The 15174-nt window shown below is 71.6% G+C and carries 14 protein-coding genes; 7 read left to right on the top strand and 7 right to left on the bottom strand.

Annotated features, from left to right (window positions below):
• Positions 1 to 26: 26 nt before the first annotated feature.
• Genes FOF48_RS08645 through mraZ form a run of 5 tightly spaced genes read right to left on the bottom strand, consistent with a single transcriptional unit; the run spans position 27 to position 4246 of the window.
• Complete coding sequence (locus FOF48_RS08645) at positions 27 to 2048, bottom strand: penicillin-binding protein (protein WP_143899856.1); 2022 nt, start codon at positions 2046 to 2048, stop codon at positions 27 to 29.
• Entirely contained in the window at positions 2045 to 2437 is a 393-nt protein-coding gene (locus FOF48_RS08650) for a cell division protein FtsL (RefSeq protein WP_143899857.1), read from the bottom strand. Before FOF48_RS08650 ends, FOF48_RS08645 begins: the two co-directional genes overlap by 4 nt.
• Positions 2434 to 3402: a 16S rRNA (cytosine(1402)-N(4))-methyltransferase RsmH gene (gene rsmH / locus FOF48_RS08655; protein ID WP_201756680.1), complete on the bottom strand. Its 969-nt coding sequence runs from the start codon at positions 3400 to 3402 to the stop codon at positions 2434 to 2436. Before rsmH ends, FOF48_RS08650 begins: the two co-directional genes overlap by 4 nt.
• Complete coding sequence (locus FOF48_RS08660; protein WP_143899859.1) at positions 3359 to 3742, bottom strand: STAS domain-containing protein; 384 nt, start codon at positions 3740 to 3742, stop codon at positions 3359 to 3361. Before FOF48_RS08660 ends, rsmH begins: the two co-directional genes overlap by 44 nt.
• Positions 3743 to 3793: 51 nt before the next feature.
• Positions 3794 to 4246 (bottom strand): division/cell wall cluster transcriptional repressor MraZ, encoded by a 453-nt coding sequence (gene mraZ / locus FOF48_RS08665; RefSeq protein WP_143899860.1) that lies wholly within the window; start codon positions 4244 to 4246, stop codon positions 3794 to 3796.
• Between the two features lie 236 nt (positions 4247 to 4482).
• Here mraZ and FOF48_RS08670 point away from each other — a divergent pair, with 236 nt between their 5' ends.
• The gene (locus tag FOF48_RS08670; protein WP_143899861.1) at positions 4483 to 5193 is read left to right on the top strand and encodes a PilZ domain-containing protein; all 711 of its coding nucleotides are present in this window, start codon (positions 4483 to 4485) and stop codon (positions 5191 to 5193) included.
• A 30-nt stretch (positions 5194 to 5223) separates the two neighbouring features.
• Here the strand turns inward: FOF48_RS08670 and FOF48_RS08675 are convergent, their stop codons facing one another.
• A complete protein-coding gene (locus FOF48_RS08675) occupies positions 5224 to 7032 on the bottom strand; it encodes an acyl-CoA dehydrogenase family protein (RefSeq protein ID WP_143899863.1) in 1809 nt (602 codons plus the stop codon).
• 181 nt (positions 7033 to 7213) lie between these two features.
• Positions 7214 to 7792 carry a hypothetical protein gene (locus FOF48_RS08680; protein ID WP_370456556.1) on the bottom strand — a complete coding sequence of 193 codons (579 nt, stop codon included), beginning with the start codon at positions 7790 to 7792 and terminating at the stop codon, positions 7214 to 7216.
• A 367-nt stretch (positions 7793 to 8159) separates the two neighbouring features.
• Here FOF48_RS08680 and FOF48_RS08685 point away from each other — a divergent pair, with 367 nt between their 5' ends.
• The 6 genes from FOF48_RS08685 to FOF48_RS08710 all read left to right on the top strand — a co-directional run bounded on the left by FOF48_RS08685 (position 8160) and on the right by FOF48_RS08710 (position 15133).
• Positions 8160 to 10400 carry a serine/threonine-protein kinase gene (locus FOF48_RS08685; protein ID WP_143899865.1) on the top strand — a complete coding sequence of 747 codons (2241 nt, stop codon included), beginning with the start codon at positions 8160 to 8162 and terminating at the stop codon, positions 10398 to 10400.
• Positions 10401 to 10497: 97 nt separating this feature from the next.
• Positions 10498 to 10713: a hypothetical protein gene (locus FOF48_RS08690; RefSeq protein ID WP_143899867.1), complete on the top strand. Its 216-nt coding sequence runs from the start codon at positions 10498 to 10500 to the stop codon at positions 10711 to 10713.
• A gap of 78 nt (positions 10714 to 10791) precedes the next feature.
• On the top strand, positions 10792 to 11754 hold the full coding sequence (locus FOF48_RS08695) for a CarD family transcriptional regulator (RefSeq protein ID WP_143899869.1): 963 nt from the start codon (positions 10792 to 10794) through the stop codon (positions 11752 to 11754).
• A 94-nt stretch (positions 11755 to 11848) separates the two neighbouring features.
• Positions 11849 to 12361, top strand: a complete 513-nt coding sequence (locus FOF48_RS08700) for a hypothetical protein (RefSeq protein WP_143899871.1) — start codon at positions 11849 to 11851, stop codon at positions 12359 to 12361.
• Complete coding sequence (locus FOF48_RS08705) at positions 12348 to 13298, top strand: hypothetical protein (protein WP_143899874.1); 951 nt, start codon at positions 12348 to 12350, stop codon at positions 13296 to 13298. The genes FOF48_RS08700 and FOF48_RS08705 overlap by 14 nt, the downstream gene beginning before the upstream one ends.
• The gene (locus tag FOF48_RS08710; RefSeq protein WP_143899875.1) at positions 13295 to 15133 is read left to right on the top strand and encodes a glycosyltransferase family 39 protein; all 1839 of its coding nucleotides are present in this window, start codon (positions 13295 to 13297) and stop codon (positions 15131 to 15133) included. Before FOF48_RS08705 ends, FOF48_RS08710 begins: the two co-directional genes overlap by 4 nt.
• Positions 15134 to 15174: the final 41 nt, after the last annotated feature.

The following is a 15174-nucleotide window of genomic DNA, read 5'->3' on the forward strand; positions in this document are numbered from 1 at the left end:
ATGCGGGGCCTGGAAAGGACACGGCCTCATTGCCGCGTCGCCAGTTCCAGCGTCACCCGAGCCCCCTTCTCCACCAGCGCACCGGCGGGGGGGGTCTGAGACACCACTCGTCCACTGCCTTGCAGCTGTGGCTCCAACGCCGCGGCAAGCAACTTCACCACGGCCTCGCGTCCTGCCTGACCCTGGACATCCGGCACACGCACCGTGCCGTCTTCCGAGGTCTCGGTCACCGCTACCTCCAGACCGGCCCGAACAGGGACGGCCTTCGCCAGCGCCTTCGATGCCGGAGGGGGCACCACGGGCACGGCGGCCGCGGCCACCTCGGCGGGTGCCACCGTCCGGGACGGGGGCACGGCCAGGTGGGCCATGGCGGCGGTAGCGATTTCCTTGAAGGCAGGGGCAGCCACGTTCCCCCCGTATACGTCCGTCGTCGGTTCGTCCAGTACCACGAGAATCACGGCGCGCGGGGCCTCGGCCGGCACCATGCCCGCGAACGACGCGATGCGTTTGTCGGAATACCCCCGCGCGACGGGGTCCGCCTTCTGCGCGGTGCCCGTCTTGCCCGCCACCCGGTAGTCGTCCATGGCCGCCTTGGTCGCGGTCCCTCCCTTGACCACCACGCTCTCGAGCATGCCCACGACCTGGCGCGCCACCCTCTGGGAGACGACCCGCCGCAGCTCCGTGGGCTGGTTCTCCAGCAGCACCACGCCGTCCGGGTCCACGACCTTGGACACGAGGTACGGGCGCATCAGGACGCCGTCGTTGGCCAGCGCCCCGTAGGCCGCCGCCAGCTGCACGGCGGTGGAGGTCATGCCCTGGCCGAAGGACTGGGTGGCCAGGGAGATGTCCGATTTTGGAAACGGGATGACGCCCCGGCTCTCCCCGGTGAGCGCCAGGCCGGTGCGCTCGGCGAAGCCGAAGGCGTGGTAGGCCGCGACCATCTTCTCACGGCCCAGGGTGTCCGCCACCTTGGCGGCGCCGATGTTGGAGGACACCTGGAGGATGCCCTGCGCGTTGAGCCACCCGTGGCGGTGGGTGTCGTGGATGGTGTGGCGGCCAATGCGCAAGGAGCCATTCTCGCAGAAGATGAGCGTGTCCGCGGTGATGGCCTTCTCCTCCAGCGCGGCGGCCACCACGAAGGCCTTCATCGTGGAGCCGGGCTCGAAGGCGTCCAGCGCGGCGCGGTTGCGGATGGCGTTCTTCACGCCGTCCTCTGGCGTGTTGGGGTTGAAGCGCGGGTTGTTGGCCAGCGCCAGCAGCTCACCGGTGCGCGGATCCAACACCACCGCCATGCCCGCGAGCGCCTTGGCGTCGTCCACCGCCTTGGCCAGCGCCTTCTCCGCCACGTACTGGAGGTGGCGATCCATCGTGAGCGTCACGGCGGCGCCCTGGCGCTCCAGGGGATCCATGGCGCCCTGGACCATCAGCTTGCGGCCCTTGGCGTCGCGGAAGCCGGAGGTGCGCGAGTTCTGTCCGGACAGCTCGTCCTCGAAGGCCAGCTCCAGGCCCTCCAGGCCGTGGCCGTCGGTGCCCACCATGCCCACGATGTGCGCGCCCAGCTCGCGCTGGGGATAGAAGCGCTTGGGCTCCTTGGTGAAGCCCAGGCCCGGCAGGCCCAGCGCCTTCACGGCGTCCACTTCCTGAGGCTTCGCCTGGCGCTTCACCCACGCGAAGCGCTTGGCGCGGCCCAGGCGGGCGGCCACGTCGCTGGGGTCCAGGTGCACGGCCTTCGCCAGCTGCCGCGCGGCCTGGGGCACGTCGGGGAGCAGGGACGGGTCCACCCAGATGGAGTCCACCTCCACGCTCTGGGCGAGCGGCGTGCCGCGCCGGTCGAAGATGTCCCCGCGCCGGGCCGGGATGTCGATCTGCCGGACGTACTGGTCCTGCGCCAGGCCGCGCAGCTTCTCCTGTTGGAAGACCTGGAGGGACACGGCGCGGCCGAAGGCCGTGCCCAGGAGCACGAGGAACAGCCCGAACAGGAGCTGGACCCGCAGCTTGAGCCCCTTGGCGTTGGATTCGGGCGGCCGCGAGCTCTTGAAGTCCCTCACCGCTGGGTCCCCCGCTCCGCCACGCGGACGGCCGGGGCCGAGGCGCGGGCCTGCGCGGAGCGCGAATCCTTCACGCGCTCGTCGCCCAGGGACACCACCGCGCCGCCCTTGGGCATGGCCATGCCCAGCTGCTCGCGCGCCACGCGCTCCATGCGGCCCGGGGCCTTGAGCGTGGCCAGCTCCAGCTTCAGCCGGTCGTTCTCCCGGGTCAGCGAGCGGCTCTCGCCCTCCGCGTTGGACAGGCGGTAGCCCATGTCCACCACCAGCACACGGCTCGTGACGTGGAGGATGCCCACGCCGACGAACAGGGTGAAGAGCATCACCGCGGGCAACAGGTGCAGCAGCACGCCGGCCACGGACACGGAGGGACGCGAGAGGGCCTTGCTCATCGGATTTTCTCCACCGCGCGCAGGTGCGCGCTGCGAGAGCGGGGGTTGGCCTCGACTTCCGCCTCGGAAGCCGCGACGGCCTTCTTGGACACGAGGGCGAAGTCGCCCTGGCTGTTGCAGACGCACACCGGGAAGCCCGGCGGACAGGTGCAGCCGCCCACCAGGGCGCGGAAGGCTTCCTTCACCTTCCGGTCCTCCAGTGAGTGGAAGGAGATGACGGCGGCGCGGCCCCCCACCTTGAGGAGCGACGGCAGCGCGGCGAGCAGCGCGTCCAGCGCCTCCAGCTCCCCGTTCACCGCCATGCGCAGCGCCTGGAAGGTGCGGGTGGCCACGTGGATGCGGTCCGGCCACGCCTTGCGCGGCACGGCGCGCTTCACCACCTCCGCGGCCTCCAGTGTGCGCTGGGGCAGCGCCTTCTTCAGCTCCCGGGCGATGGGCCGCGCGAAGGGCTCTTCCCCGTAGTCGCGCAGCAGCTGCGCCAGGTCGCGCTCGTCGGTGCTGGCGATGAGCTCCGCGGCCGTCTGCCCGCTGTCGCCCATGCGCATGTCCAGCGGGCCGTCCTTCATGAAGGAGAAGCCGCGCTCGGCGACGTCCAGCTGGGGCGAGGACACGCCCAGGTCCACGAGCACACCGTCCACGGGCAGCAGGTCATGCGCCACGCGGGGCAGGTCCGCGAAGTTGCCCTGCCGCGCCTGGAAGCGCGCGTTCGCGCCCATGCGGGCGGTGGCCGCCGCGAGCGCCACCGGATCGCGGTCCACGCCCACCACCGTGGCGCCCCGGGCGAGGAGCGCTTCGGTGTGGCCACCGCCGCCGAGGGTGCCGTCGAGAATCACCCTGCCCTCCGCCGGGAGCAGCAACTCCACCGTCTCGTGGAGCAGGACGGTCTGGTGCTGGAAGTCCACGGCAGGCCCCGGTGGTGGTTCAGACGAAGGGAGCGCGCGCGAGCTGGAAGGCCGCCCGGGCATCGTTCAGGTGCGGATACAGCTCGAAGGTGTCGTGGGCGCCGGCCGCGCGGAAGATGGCGGCCAGGTACGGCGACAGCCCGGACAGCTTCACGTCTCCTCCCGCGCGGCGGAACGCCTCCGTGCGGGCCATCAGCGGGCGCACGCCGCGGTAGTTCAGGTGCGACACGTCCGCGAAGTCCAGCACCACCTGGCGCGTGCCCCGGTGCAGCCGGTGCAACAGGTCCTCGCACAGCCGCACCAGGTCCGCCTCCTCCAGTTCGCCCTCCAGCATCAGCGTCTCCACGCGCTCGGACGCCGCCACCATCACCCTGTTCCGACGAACCTCCTGCACCTGGTCCATGCGCCTGCCACCCTTCTCTTGACGAACTTCCGGCTGCTGTCGACTTCCCGGCTACGGCTGGCGCAGTTCGCCCAGCACGCGCAACACGTCCTGGGAGGTGGCTTCCTGGCGCGCGTCCTCTTGCGCCTTCGCCCAACCGTCCAGGCTCCACAACTCAATGACCTTGACCATCCCCGCCCACACCACGTCCTTCTCCAGCTTCGCGTACGCCCTGAGGGACGGCGGGATGAGCAACCGGCCCAGCTTGTCCAGCGGGCACTCCTGCGCGCTGGCCACGTACAGCCGCATCAACGTCTTGACCCCCGGCTCCATGGGGTTGCGCCGGGCGAGCGCGGTCTCCAACGCCTCCCACTCCCGCACCGGATAGGCGTGGAGGCAGGGGTCCAGGGCCGTGGTGACGATGAGCCGCTCGTCGTAGGCGCCCACCAGCGTTTCCCGCAGCTTGGCCGGGAGGCTGGTGCGCCCCTTCGCGTCGATCTGGTGCTCATAGACGCCTCGGAACACGCGGGACGATCCACCTTTTCAGCCCAGCACGGGACGGACCACCACTCCTTCCCACTTCTTACCCCTCTGCGGCCGGCATACATACGCGCCCCCCCCAGGGGGGTCAAGAAAGCGCAACAGGATGGAACACCGCCCGCCCGCCGCCGGACATCCGCTGGGGCAGGTGCCGCACGGCCTACCCCTGGAGGTGGGGCAAACTTGAATTTTTCCTCCCCCAGGCCGAGAGTGACGGGCGCGTGAACACGAACGTTCGACTGAAGGTGGCCTACAAGACGCCGCAGTCGTTGGTCGGCGAGTACACCCGGAGCGTGGGCCAGGGCGGCGTCACCCTGGAGACGCGAAGGGCCCTGCCCCTGGGCACCCGGTTCACCTTCGAGCTGCACGCGGGCGGCATGCCCCGCCCGGTGGAGGTGCTGGGCGAGGTGGTCAAGGTGGAGCCCCGCTCCGGCGAGCGCTACCTGCTCACGGTGCGCTACGACGGCGCCGAGGATCGCAGCCCCCTGGACGCGGTGCTCCAGCACATCTTCGCCCAGGAGGAGCAGAACGGCCTGCGCCGCTTCCCGCGCATGCCGCTGCACCTGCGCGCGCAGGAGAGCGACCCCAAGGCGCCGTCCTTCTTCGTGCGCGACATCTCCCGGGGCGGCGTGGGCCTGGAGGTGGAGGCCCCTGCCCTGCCCAGGGAGGTCCATGTGGGGGCGCCCTTCCTCATGGAGATGGAGATGAAGGAGGGGCCGCTGCTGCTGCACGGCGAGGTGGCGTGGACGTCGTCGGTGCCGCGCAAGGGCGTGGCGCAGGCGGTGACGCCGGGCTTCGGCGCGACGTTCGGACGGCTGCGGCCGGACATGCTCCAGCGGCTGGAGGCGCTGATGGCGCTGGAGCACCTGCCGCCCGCGCCCTGGCGGGCCCGGGTCAGCTTCGGGCTGGATGCCGTGTCGCGGATGCCCTGAACCCCCAGGGCACCCGCCCCCCTCGGCGGACTACAGCGGGTTGTAGGGGTAGCCGCCGGCCTCTTCCAGGCCCGCCACCACCGTCTCCCGCAGCTGGGCGGGGTCGTACGGGGTGAAGGCGTCCAGCGCGGAGAGCCGCTTGAGCTCCAGCGCGAGCACGTCTCCCTTGAGCGTGGCGCACAGCGCGCGGCGGGTGCGCTCGAAGGCGCGCGCGGTGGACTCCATCGCGTACAGCCTCACCAGCGCCACGCGCACCGGGTCCAGCACGCCGCCGGCGGCGGACTGACGGGTGCGCGTCACCATGGAGTCCAGCGCGTACGCGTCCATCACCACGTCCGCCAGCGCGGCCATGACCTCCTGGTGCTTGTCCAGCTCCGTGCCGAACGCCTCCGCGGCCAGGCGCATGCCGTGGATGGCCAGGTGCTTGGCGCACTCGGCGGCGACCTCCTCGTGGGCCAGCGCGTCCTCGCGGCCCGCGCGGGGACGCTCGCCCCGGCTCAGCTCCTCCGCCACGGAGCGCCCCTGCGCGAACAGCGGCAGGTCGCCCTTCACGGCGCGCTTGAGGAGCATGCCGGTGATGAGCATGCGGTTGATCTCGTTGGTGCCCTCGAAGATGCGGTTGATGCGCGCGTCGCGGTAGGCGCGCTCCACCGGGTACTCCTCGATGTAGCCGGCGCCGCCGTGCACCTGCACCGCGTCGTCCACCAGGAAGCCCAGGGCCTCCGAACCGAAGACCTTCATGATGGAGGCCTCGGTGGCGAACTCCTCCATGGCGGCGATGACGTGCGCGTCGTAGTCCGCGTCCGAGCGCTCCTTCGCGGCGAGCCGCCCGTCCACCAGGCCCGCGGTGCGGTACGTCATGCTCTCCACCGCGTAGACGAGCGCGGCCATGCGCGCCAGCTTCTCGCGGATGAGCGGGAACGTGGCGATGGGCGCCTTGAACTGCTTGCGCTCCTGCGCGAACCGGAGCGCGTTGCCCAACTGGAGCTTCATGCTGCCGATGACGCCCGCGCCCAGCTTCAGCCGGCCGTAGTTGAGGATGTTGAAGGCGATGCGGTGGCCCTTGCCCAGCTCGCCCAGCAGGTTCTCCGCGGGCACCTTCGCGTCCTCGAAGTAGAGCGGACAGGTGGACGAGCCGCGGATGCCCATCTTGTGCTCCTCCGGGCCCACGGTGAGGCCCGGAGTGTCCTTCTCCACGATGAAGCCGGTGAACTTGTCACCGTCCACCTGCGCGAAGACGACGAACACGTCCGCGAAGGCCGCGTTGGTGATGTAGAGCTTGGAGCCGTTGAGCAGGTAGTGCTGGCCGTCCGCGGAGCGCACCGCCTTCGTCTTCGCCCCGCGCGCGTCACTGCCGCTGCCCTGCTCCGTCAGCGCGTACGCCGCCACCCATTCCCCCGTGGCGAGCTTCGGCAGGTACTTCGCCTTCTGCTCCGCGTTACCGAACCACACGATGGGCAACGACCCGATGCCCGTGTGCGCGCTGGACGTCACCGACCAGGAGCCCAGCAGGCTCATGGCCTCCGCGAGGAGCAGCGACGTCGTCTTGTCCAGGCCCGTGCCGCCGTAGGACTCCGAGATGTCCACGCTCAACAGGCCCAGCTCGCCCGCGCGGCGCAGCAGGTCGCGCAAGAGCGCGTTGTCCTTGCCCTCGATGCGCTCGGCCAGGGGCAGCACCTGCTCGCGGCAGAACTGGAGCGCCGTCTTGAAGAAGAGCCGCTGCTCCTCGGAGAACCCCTCCGGCGTGAGGATGCGGGTGGCGCCCACCTCCTGGAAGAGGAACGTGCCCCCGGCGAGGACATCCTGGGGACGCGAAGCGGGCTCGGTGACGGCGACCATCGACAACCTCCGGGGAGGGAGCAGTGGCCCCTCCGAAGCCTTCATGGAAAAAGGCGCGCGGCACTCTAGGGCGCGCGGCCCGCTGGGGGTAGTAGCGGCGCGAGCACGCGGCCTCAATGCGATGACGGTCCCCCCGGAGCGCGCGCCCGCCAGGAGGGCAGGAGACTGCGCGGAGCGCCGCCTACGGGGTTCCCGCGTCCCGCGCGGGCCTGGGCGTCGGGTACACGAGGCAGAGCGTGTCGAAGAGCCCGTCCCCCGGCGCGACGTACGTCCCGCCAAGCGCCCGCGCCACCTGCGCCAGCTCCGTGCCGAATGACGAGACGAGGCAGAGGTCCTCCGACGTGGTGAAGCGCCCCTTGAGCCGGGAGAGCTCCCGCCGCAGCGTCGCGATGTCCTGGCGCCCCGCACGCACCGGCACGGACGGGCCGTTGCGGTCCGGCCCGGGCAGCTTTCCCACGCTCGTCGCCAGCTCGAAGCCGTCCGCCCGCTGGATGATGCGCAGCTTCCCGGGCGCCACCTCCGCCAGCCACTCCCGGAAGCCCTCCTCGTCGCGCAGCACCAGCCGGTAGGCCACCGGCGCGTCCGGATGCCGGAGCCACACCGACGCCCCCTGCGCCCGCAGCACCGCCAGCGTGTCGGACACCTGTGCGAGGAACGTGTCCGGGTCACCCACCGTCAGCAGCACGTCCCGGCCCCGCACCCGCTCCGCCAGCCGGTCCGCGTCCCGGGTCCGGGACGGAACGAAGGACTGTGTGTCCATTCGAACCTGTTCTCCAGACATTTCCATGATTAGCAGTTGTTCTGGGAGAGGCTCGCCATAGACAGGGGCGGACGGGGGCGCGACGGTCGCGTCCACCCAGGTCCCGGCGTCCCCCAGGGGGGTAGAAAGGGCCCCTTCTCCGCTGGGCGGGTGGGTCACGGAGGACGCCGGCGGGGCGGCGCTCGCGGGGGTGGGCTCACGGCAACCGCTGGAGGCCAGGTTGCTCAACAAGAGGAGGAAGAATGCACGGTTACGGGAGCGGGCTGGCGAGCGCAGCGGAATATTCCACCCTGAGCGTCTGAATGGTCCCATGATAGCGTCTCGCGATTTTCCCGAAGGACTCCCTCCAGAAGGAGCCGATTCGAACGTGCCGCAGCCTTCCGCGGGCCTCCAGTTCGGAAAGTACAAGCTGCTCGAGCGCATCGCGACGGGCGGCATGGCGGAGATCTACCGCGCCCGGATGACGGCGGTGGCGGGCGTCACGAAGCCGGTGGTCATCAAGAAGATCCTCCCCGGCTACGCGGACGACAACGCGTTCGTGTCCATGTTCATCAACGAGGCGCGCATCGCCCTGGGGCTGTCCCACGGCAACATCGCGCAGATCTTCGACTTCGGAGAGGTGGAGGGCGAGTACTTCCTGGCGATGGAGTGGGTGGACGGCCATCCGCTGTCGCACGTGATGCGCCGGGCCCGGGCCAAGGGGCTGCCCGCGCTGCCGCCGCCCCTCGCGGTGCTGGTGGCCATCGACATGCTGAGAGGGCTGGCGTACGCGCACACGCGGCTGGACGACAACGGCCGGCCGCTGCACATCGTCCACCGCGACGTGAGTCCGCAGAACGTGCTCCTCTCCTTCGAGGGGCAGGTGAAGCTGGTGGACTTCGGCATCGCGCGGGCACGGCTGGCCGGGCGCGGGGACACGAAGGCGGAGGCGGCGAAGGGCAAGTACGTCTACTTCGCGCCGGAGCAGGCGCGGGGCGAGGCGCTGGACGCGCGCACGGACGTGTTCGCGGCCGGCACCGTCCTCTACGAGATGCTCTGCGGACGCCGCCCCTTCGAGGGCACGCTGCAGGAGGTGCTGCGGAAGATCTCGCTGGGCGACTTCCCAAGGCCGCGCGAGTGGACGCCGGGGATCCCGGCCGCGCTGGAGCGCATCCTGCTCACCGCGATGGCCACGAGCCCGGATCAGCGCTACCCCACCGCGCAGGCCTTCGCGGAGGCCCTGGCGCGGCAGCTCCACGTCACCGCGCCCGACGTGTCCACCAGCGACCTGGGCCACTTCATGGGCTACCTCTTCGAGCCGGAGCTCGTGGAGGCGGGCCGGCCCGTGCAGCTGCCGCGCGAGTTCATCGCCCAGGTGGGCCGCTGGAGCGGTGTCGCGGAGCCGCCGCCCGTGCCGACGCCGCCGGAGCTGCTGCGCTCCACCCTCGAGCCGCGCGGGGTGCCCCGGGGCGACCTGACGACCCAGCCGCTCCCCACGCAGGCGGTGCCGTCCTCGCCGCCGTCCGCGTGGCACCGCTCCCTGCGCGGCTGGGCGGTGCGCGGCGCGCCGGTGGTGGTCGCCGCGCTCGTGGCCACGTGGCTGGGCCTGGTCGTGGGCGGCTCCAACACGTTCGCGGTGGAGCTCAGCTCGTCGCCCGCGGGCGCCAGCATCCGCGTGGATGGCCGGATGCTGCCGGAGACGACGCCCACGCTCGTCACCCAGCTGCCGTCGGACACGGAGCACACGCTGGAGGTGTTGCTGCCGGGCATGGTGCCCTGGAGCCAGCGCGTGCACGCCGAGCACGGCACCACGCTCGCGGTCCATGCCCGGCTCCTGCCGAAGCGGCCCGCCGCGGCGCGGGCCCTGGTGAACCCGGGCCAGGGAACCCCGCCCGTGTCCGGCGCCCGCTACCCCACGGGGGGACCGTTCACGCTCAGCGCGGTGGCGCACGCCATCCGCATGCCCCCACCCGCCGCGGCGCGCATGCGGTTGGATCCGTCCCGCGTCTACGGCCTGCGCGTGGAGGGGTACGTGTCGTTGGGCGGCCCGCTGCCGGTGGCCCAGGCGGTCTACTTCCTGGAGGGCGGCTCGGCCCTGGCCGCGCACGACAGCTTCGGCGTGGTGGGCACCGACGAGGTGCTGGTGCAGAACGCCTCCGCCCTCTCCGTGTTCTTCTGGGACGACCGCCGGGACGACAACCGCGGCGCGCTCCAGGTGCACGTGCATGAACAGACGAACGACGCGCTCCCGCCCCGGCAGGCCGCCGCGGGCGTCACCACGCTGCTCCTGGACTCGTACCGCCACGCCGTCTCCCTGTCGCCTCACGATGGCTTCACGCTGAAGGAGCTGGATCCCTCCACCACCTACCGCGTCGTCGTGCGCGCGGGTCCAGAGCCGGCTCGCACGCGCGGCTTCAACGGCGGCGAGGTGGACGCGGTGCTCGCGCTGCACGGCGCGGGCGAATCCCCGGCCACGTCCCCCGGCACCCTGGAGGTGCTGGAGGTCAACCAACCCACGGTGATGCGCGGCGCGCGCTGGCTGCGGCTCGCGTTCCCGGACGACGACCCGGGCGACAACTCCGGCGGCCTCACGCTGGAGGTGACGCCGGTGGCGCCGCTCCATCAATAGCGGGTGCCACCGGGCGCTACAGCCCGCAGCCGGCCTGTTGCTGAAAAATTGATCATCCGGACTCCGCCCCTACCCTGGGCCGCCACGGAGGACGCTCATGAAGAAGCTGATGGCGGTGCTGGCCCTGGGGATCGCGGTGATGGCCACGGTGGGACTTTCCACCCGAGTGGATGCGCGGCCTGGAAGCATGGCGGACGAGGGGCCGACCGATGCCCAGATTGACGCGGTCCTGGACGCGCAGGCACACGAGGTCATGGCCCGGCTGTTGGAAGCACAGCGCAATGCCCACGGGATGACAAAGCTTCCCCGGTAAACTCGTGGCATCCGGCGGGGCACGGTGCTACGACCGGCGCTCGCTTCGGTGCTCATCCCACCCGCCCACGAGGGGGCCATGCCAGAAGGGTCCGCTGCACTCCAGCTCCAGGTTGGAGACCGGGTCGTCTACCCCAACCAGGGGGTCTGTCGCGTCGCCGCCATCGATGTGAAGGAGGTGGCGGGACAGAAGCTCACCTTTGTCACCATGCGCCGGGAGGAAGACGGCGCCGTCGTGATGGTGCCGCAAGGAAAGATTGTCTCCATCGGCGTGCGCAAGGTGGCCAGCCCCGCGGACGTGGAGGAGATCTACGCGTTCCTCCGCTCGGACAGCGACAAGGCCGACCTGGACTGGAAGCAGCGCGCGCGCACCAACCTGGACCGCATGACCCAGGGCGGCATCCTGGGCCTGGCGGAGGTGGTGAAGGGCCTCCAGGTCCTGAGCGAGCTGCGGCCGCTGCCCACCAAGGAGCGCGAGCTCTACGACAACGCCCGGCACCTGCTCGTCTCGGAGGTCGCCGCCGCGCTGGGCACCGCCGAGGCCAACGCCGAGGACTCCATCGACATCGTCCTCTTCCCGCCCGGCAAGGAGCGCCCCAAGCGCACCGCCGCCGAGTTCGCCCGGCCCGGAGGCGACGAGGACGACATGGACCTCGACGGCGACCTCATGGGGCTGGAGGGCGGAGAGCTGGACCTGCCCTCGGACGAGGAGCCGCAGGCCGAGCCGGAAGAGGAGTCCTCCGAGGAAGGCGCGGAGGAGGAAGGCGGCGAGGAGGCGGCCGAGGACGCCCCCAAGAAGCGCGGCCGTCCGCCCAAGGCCAAGCCCGCCGAGGGCGCCGAACCCGCGGCCCCGAAGAAGCGCGGCCGTCCGCCCAAGCCGAAGCCCGAGGTGACGGCCGCGGAGGCCGCCGAGCCCGCCGCGCCGAAGAAGCGCGGCCGTCCGCCCAAGGCCAAGCCCCCGGAGGGCGCCGCGCCCGCGGAGCCCGCCGCGCCGAAGAAGCGGGGTCGTCCGCCCAAGGCCCGTCCGCCCGAAGGCGAGTGAACCCCTGGACCCCACGGCCCTCCCGGCCGCCCGGCCCGCGCCCCTCGCGCGCGCCCGGCACCGCGCGAGGGCCTTCCCGCCGAGGTGACGCCCCGTGATTCGCGTCGTGACGCTGGACCCTTTCGACGACAAGCAGCTCGCCAAGTTCAACCGCACGCTCTACACGGCCTTCGGCGTGGGCAGCGAGCACAGCGGCTCCGCGGAGGTGCCCGCGGGCATGTCCGAGCCCCTGGACGCGGAGAAGCTGCTGGACGAGGTGAAGGGCATCCGGGCCTACAAGGACGACAAGGTGCTGCTGCTCACCTCGCGAAAGCTGAAGGACCGCGACCTGCCCAGCGGCAAGGCGCCCACGTCCGGCTTCGCGCGGTACGGCAAGGACCGGGCGGTGCTCTCCATCGCGCCGTACAAGGACCTGGAGACGGGCTACAAGGCCATCGCGCGCCACGCGCTGCACCAGCTGGGCACGCTGTGGGAGCTGCACCACTGCCTGGATCCGCGCTGCTCGATGTACCCACCCTGGACGCCGTCCTTCAACCAGGGCGACCACATCTTCTGCACCTTCTGCCGCGAAAAGAGCGAGCAGAAGATCCGTCTTGCCAAGTCCTAGGCTCGCGCGCGCCCTGCCCCTCGTGGAGCTGGGGGGCCTGCTCCTCGTCGCGCTCGGGTGCCTCGTCTTCCAGCTGCGGCTGCCGGGCCGGCTGCCCACGGACGCGGACGAGCGCGCCGTCGCGGACGTGCTGACCCGCGACGCGCGTCCCGGGGACGCGGTGCTGCTGTTCCCCTGGTGGACCGAGCGCGCCCGGCTCTTCGTGCCGCCCTCCGTGCCCGTGTACGGGTGGCTGGAGTCGGACCGCGCGGACCTGAGCGCGCACCCGCGCCTCTGGGTGTTGGGCCAGCCGGAGCTGCCTCGCTCGGATGCGGCGGCGTTCGACGCGGCCTTCCTGCCCGGCCGCAAGGCGCTGGGTCCGGAGTCGCGGCTGGGCCCGCTGTCGCTGCGCCTCTATGAGAACGGCCGCTACCGCCCCCGCCACTGGGTGGCGAGCGAGTCCGCGAGCGCGGCGCGCGTGTACCTGGAGCAGCCGGACGGCTCCCGCCGCGACTGTCCATTCGACGGGCGCGCGCACCGCTGCCCCGGCCCGCCGCACCTGTACGTCGCGCCGGAGTGGCACGAGATCCTCTACGAGCCCCGGCACTGCCTGTGGATGCACGCGCCGGGAGGACCGCAGCGGCTGGTGGCGGAGTTCGCCAACGTCCCCTCGGGCATGGGCCTGCGGCTGGAGGGCGGCATCATCTTCGAGTTCGCGCACCCGAAGGACCCGCGCCTGAGCACCGCGTACCTGGGCGTGGACGACGCGGCCACGGGCGAGCGCCTGCTGGACGTGGCCATCCCCCCGGGCCGCGAGGGCGTGCAGAAGGCGGAGGTGGTGCTGCCGCCAGGGCCTCCTCGCACGGTGAAGGTCTGGGTGCAGGCGGACAACGCGGAGTCGCGGCAGGTGTGCCTGGACGTGATGGCGCTGGAGCCAGCGGTGGGGGTGAAGCCGTGACGGGCCGGGCGGCGACGCGCGAGGAGAAGCTCTCGGCCCTGGCGCTGTGGGTGCTGGCGTTCGCGGCGCTGTGGAGCACCGAGGCCGCGGTGGGCTTCACGCGCGACGAGAGCGTCTACTTCGCCGCGGCGGAGGGCTACGCGAGCTGGTTCCGGCTGCTCCTGCATTCACCCGCGCAGGCGTTCACCGATGCCGCCATCGTGCGCGCGTGGGACTACAACCACGAGCACCCGGCGCTGATGAAGACGCTGTTCGGGCTGAGCCACCTGCTCTTCCATGACGGCCTGGGCCTGATGCGGGACGCGACGGCCTTCCGGCTGCCCGCGTTCGCGATGGCGGCGCTGGTGCCCGCGCTGTGCTTCCTGTTGGGCAGCGCACTGTATGGCCGCACCGCGGGGTGGTTCGCCGCCCTCTCCTTCCTGCTGGTGCCCCGGCAGTACTTCAACGCGGAGCTGGCGTGCTTCGACATGCCGGTGGCCGCGATGTGGCTGCTCGTCGTGTACTGCTTCTGGCGCGCGCTGGAGGACACCCGCTGGGGCATCGCGTGCGGCGCCGCGTTCGGCCTGGCCATCGCCACGAAACACAACGCCCTCTTCCTGCCGTTCGTGCTGACGCCCTTCGCGCTGTGGCGCGCGTGGCACGCGAGCGAAGGCCTCCCGGAGGCCCGCGCGCGGCTGGGCCGCTTCGTGGGGCTCTTCGCGGCGGTGGCGGTGCTGTACGGCGCGCTCGTGCTGTTCATGGGCGGGAGCGCCGCGTTCCAGCGGCGGTTCCTGCTGCTCAGCCCGCAGACGCTGTTCTTCGTGGGGCTCGCGGTGGGCTGCGCGCTGCTGCTCCGGGACCTGCGGCGGGTGAGCCTGCCGGTGACGCGGGCGCTGGTGCCCATCGCGGCGATGGCGGTGCTGGGCCCCGTCATCTTCTACCTGCACTGGCCCTACCTGTGGCACGCGCCGGTGGACCGCACCGCGTGGTACCTGGCCTTCCACGCGACCCACAACCACTACGCCTGGTTCTACCTGGGCACGCTGATGCGGGGGCCGCCCTTCCCGCTCACCTACGTGGTGGTGAAGACGGCGCTGACGGTGCCCACCAGCCTCTTCGCTCCGATGGTGACGGGCTTCGCCGCGCTCGTGGGCCGGGCGCTCCTGAGCGTGAGCGCGCGCACGCGGGCCTGGGTGCGGATGCCCACGCCGGCGGAGGCGCTGGTGGGCGTCAACGCGGTGACGTCCATCCTCATCATCAGCCACCCGCAGGTGCCTCACTTCGGCGGCGTGAAGCACTGGTTCCCGTCCATGCCCTTCCTGGGCATCCTGGCGGGCGCGGCGGTGGCGCGCGGCTGCTTCGCGCTGTGGGAGGTGCTGAAGGCGCGGAGGCCGTCCGTGTCACCGCTGGCGGTGACCGTGCCGGTGTTCGCGCTGCTGCTGGCGCCCGCGCTGCTGGCGCTGGTACGGGTATTCCCTTACGGGACGGCGGCGTACTCGGAGCTCGCGGGGGGCCTGCCGGGCGCGGCGACGCTGGGCATGCAGCGGCAGTTCTGGTCCAGCCACGTCACCGGCGTGCTGCCGTGGATCAACGCCCACGCGAAGCCGGGCGCGCGCATCTACCTGCACGAGGTGAATGGCTTCTCGTTCCGCGACTATCAGCGCAACGGGATGCTGCGCGACGACGTGCGCGCGGTGAACAGCCCCTTCGACGCGGACATCGTCGCGTACCAGTACCACCAGGAGTTCCGCGAGCACGAGTTCCTCACGTGGCAGGCCTTCGGCACGCGCACGCCCGTCACCGGGCTGTACCTGGACGAAACGCCGCAGGTCGTTGTCTACCAGCGCCCGGAGTAATCCCGGCCTGACATAACGCAGAAGGCCATGTGCACGACCGT

Origin of the sequence: Corallococcus sp. Z5C101001 (assembly GCF_007352635.1) — a bacterium.
In the GTDB taxonomy this organism is placed as follows: domain Bacteria; phylum Myxococcota; class Myxococcia; order Myxococcales; family Myxococcaceae; genus Corallococcus; species Corallococcus silvisoli.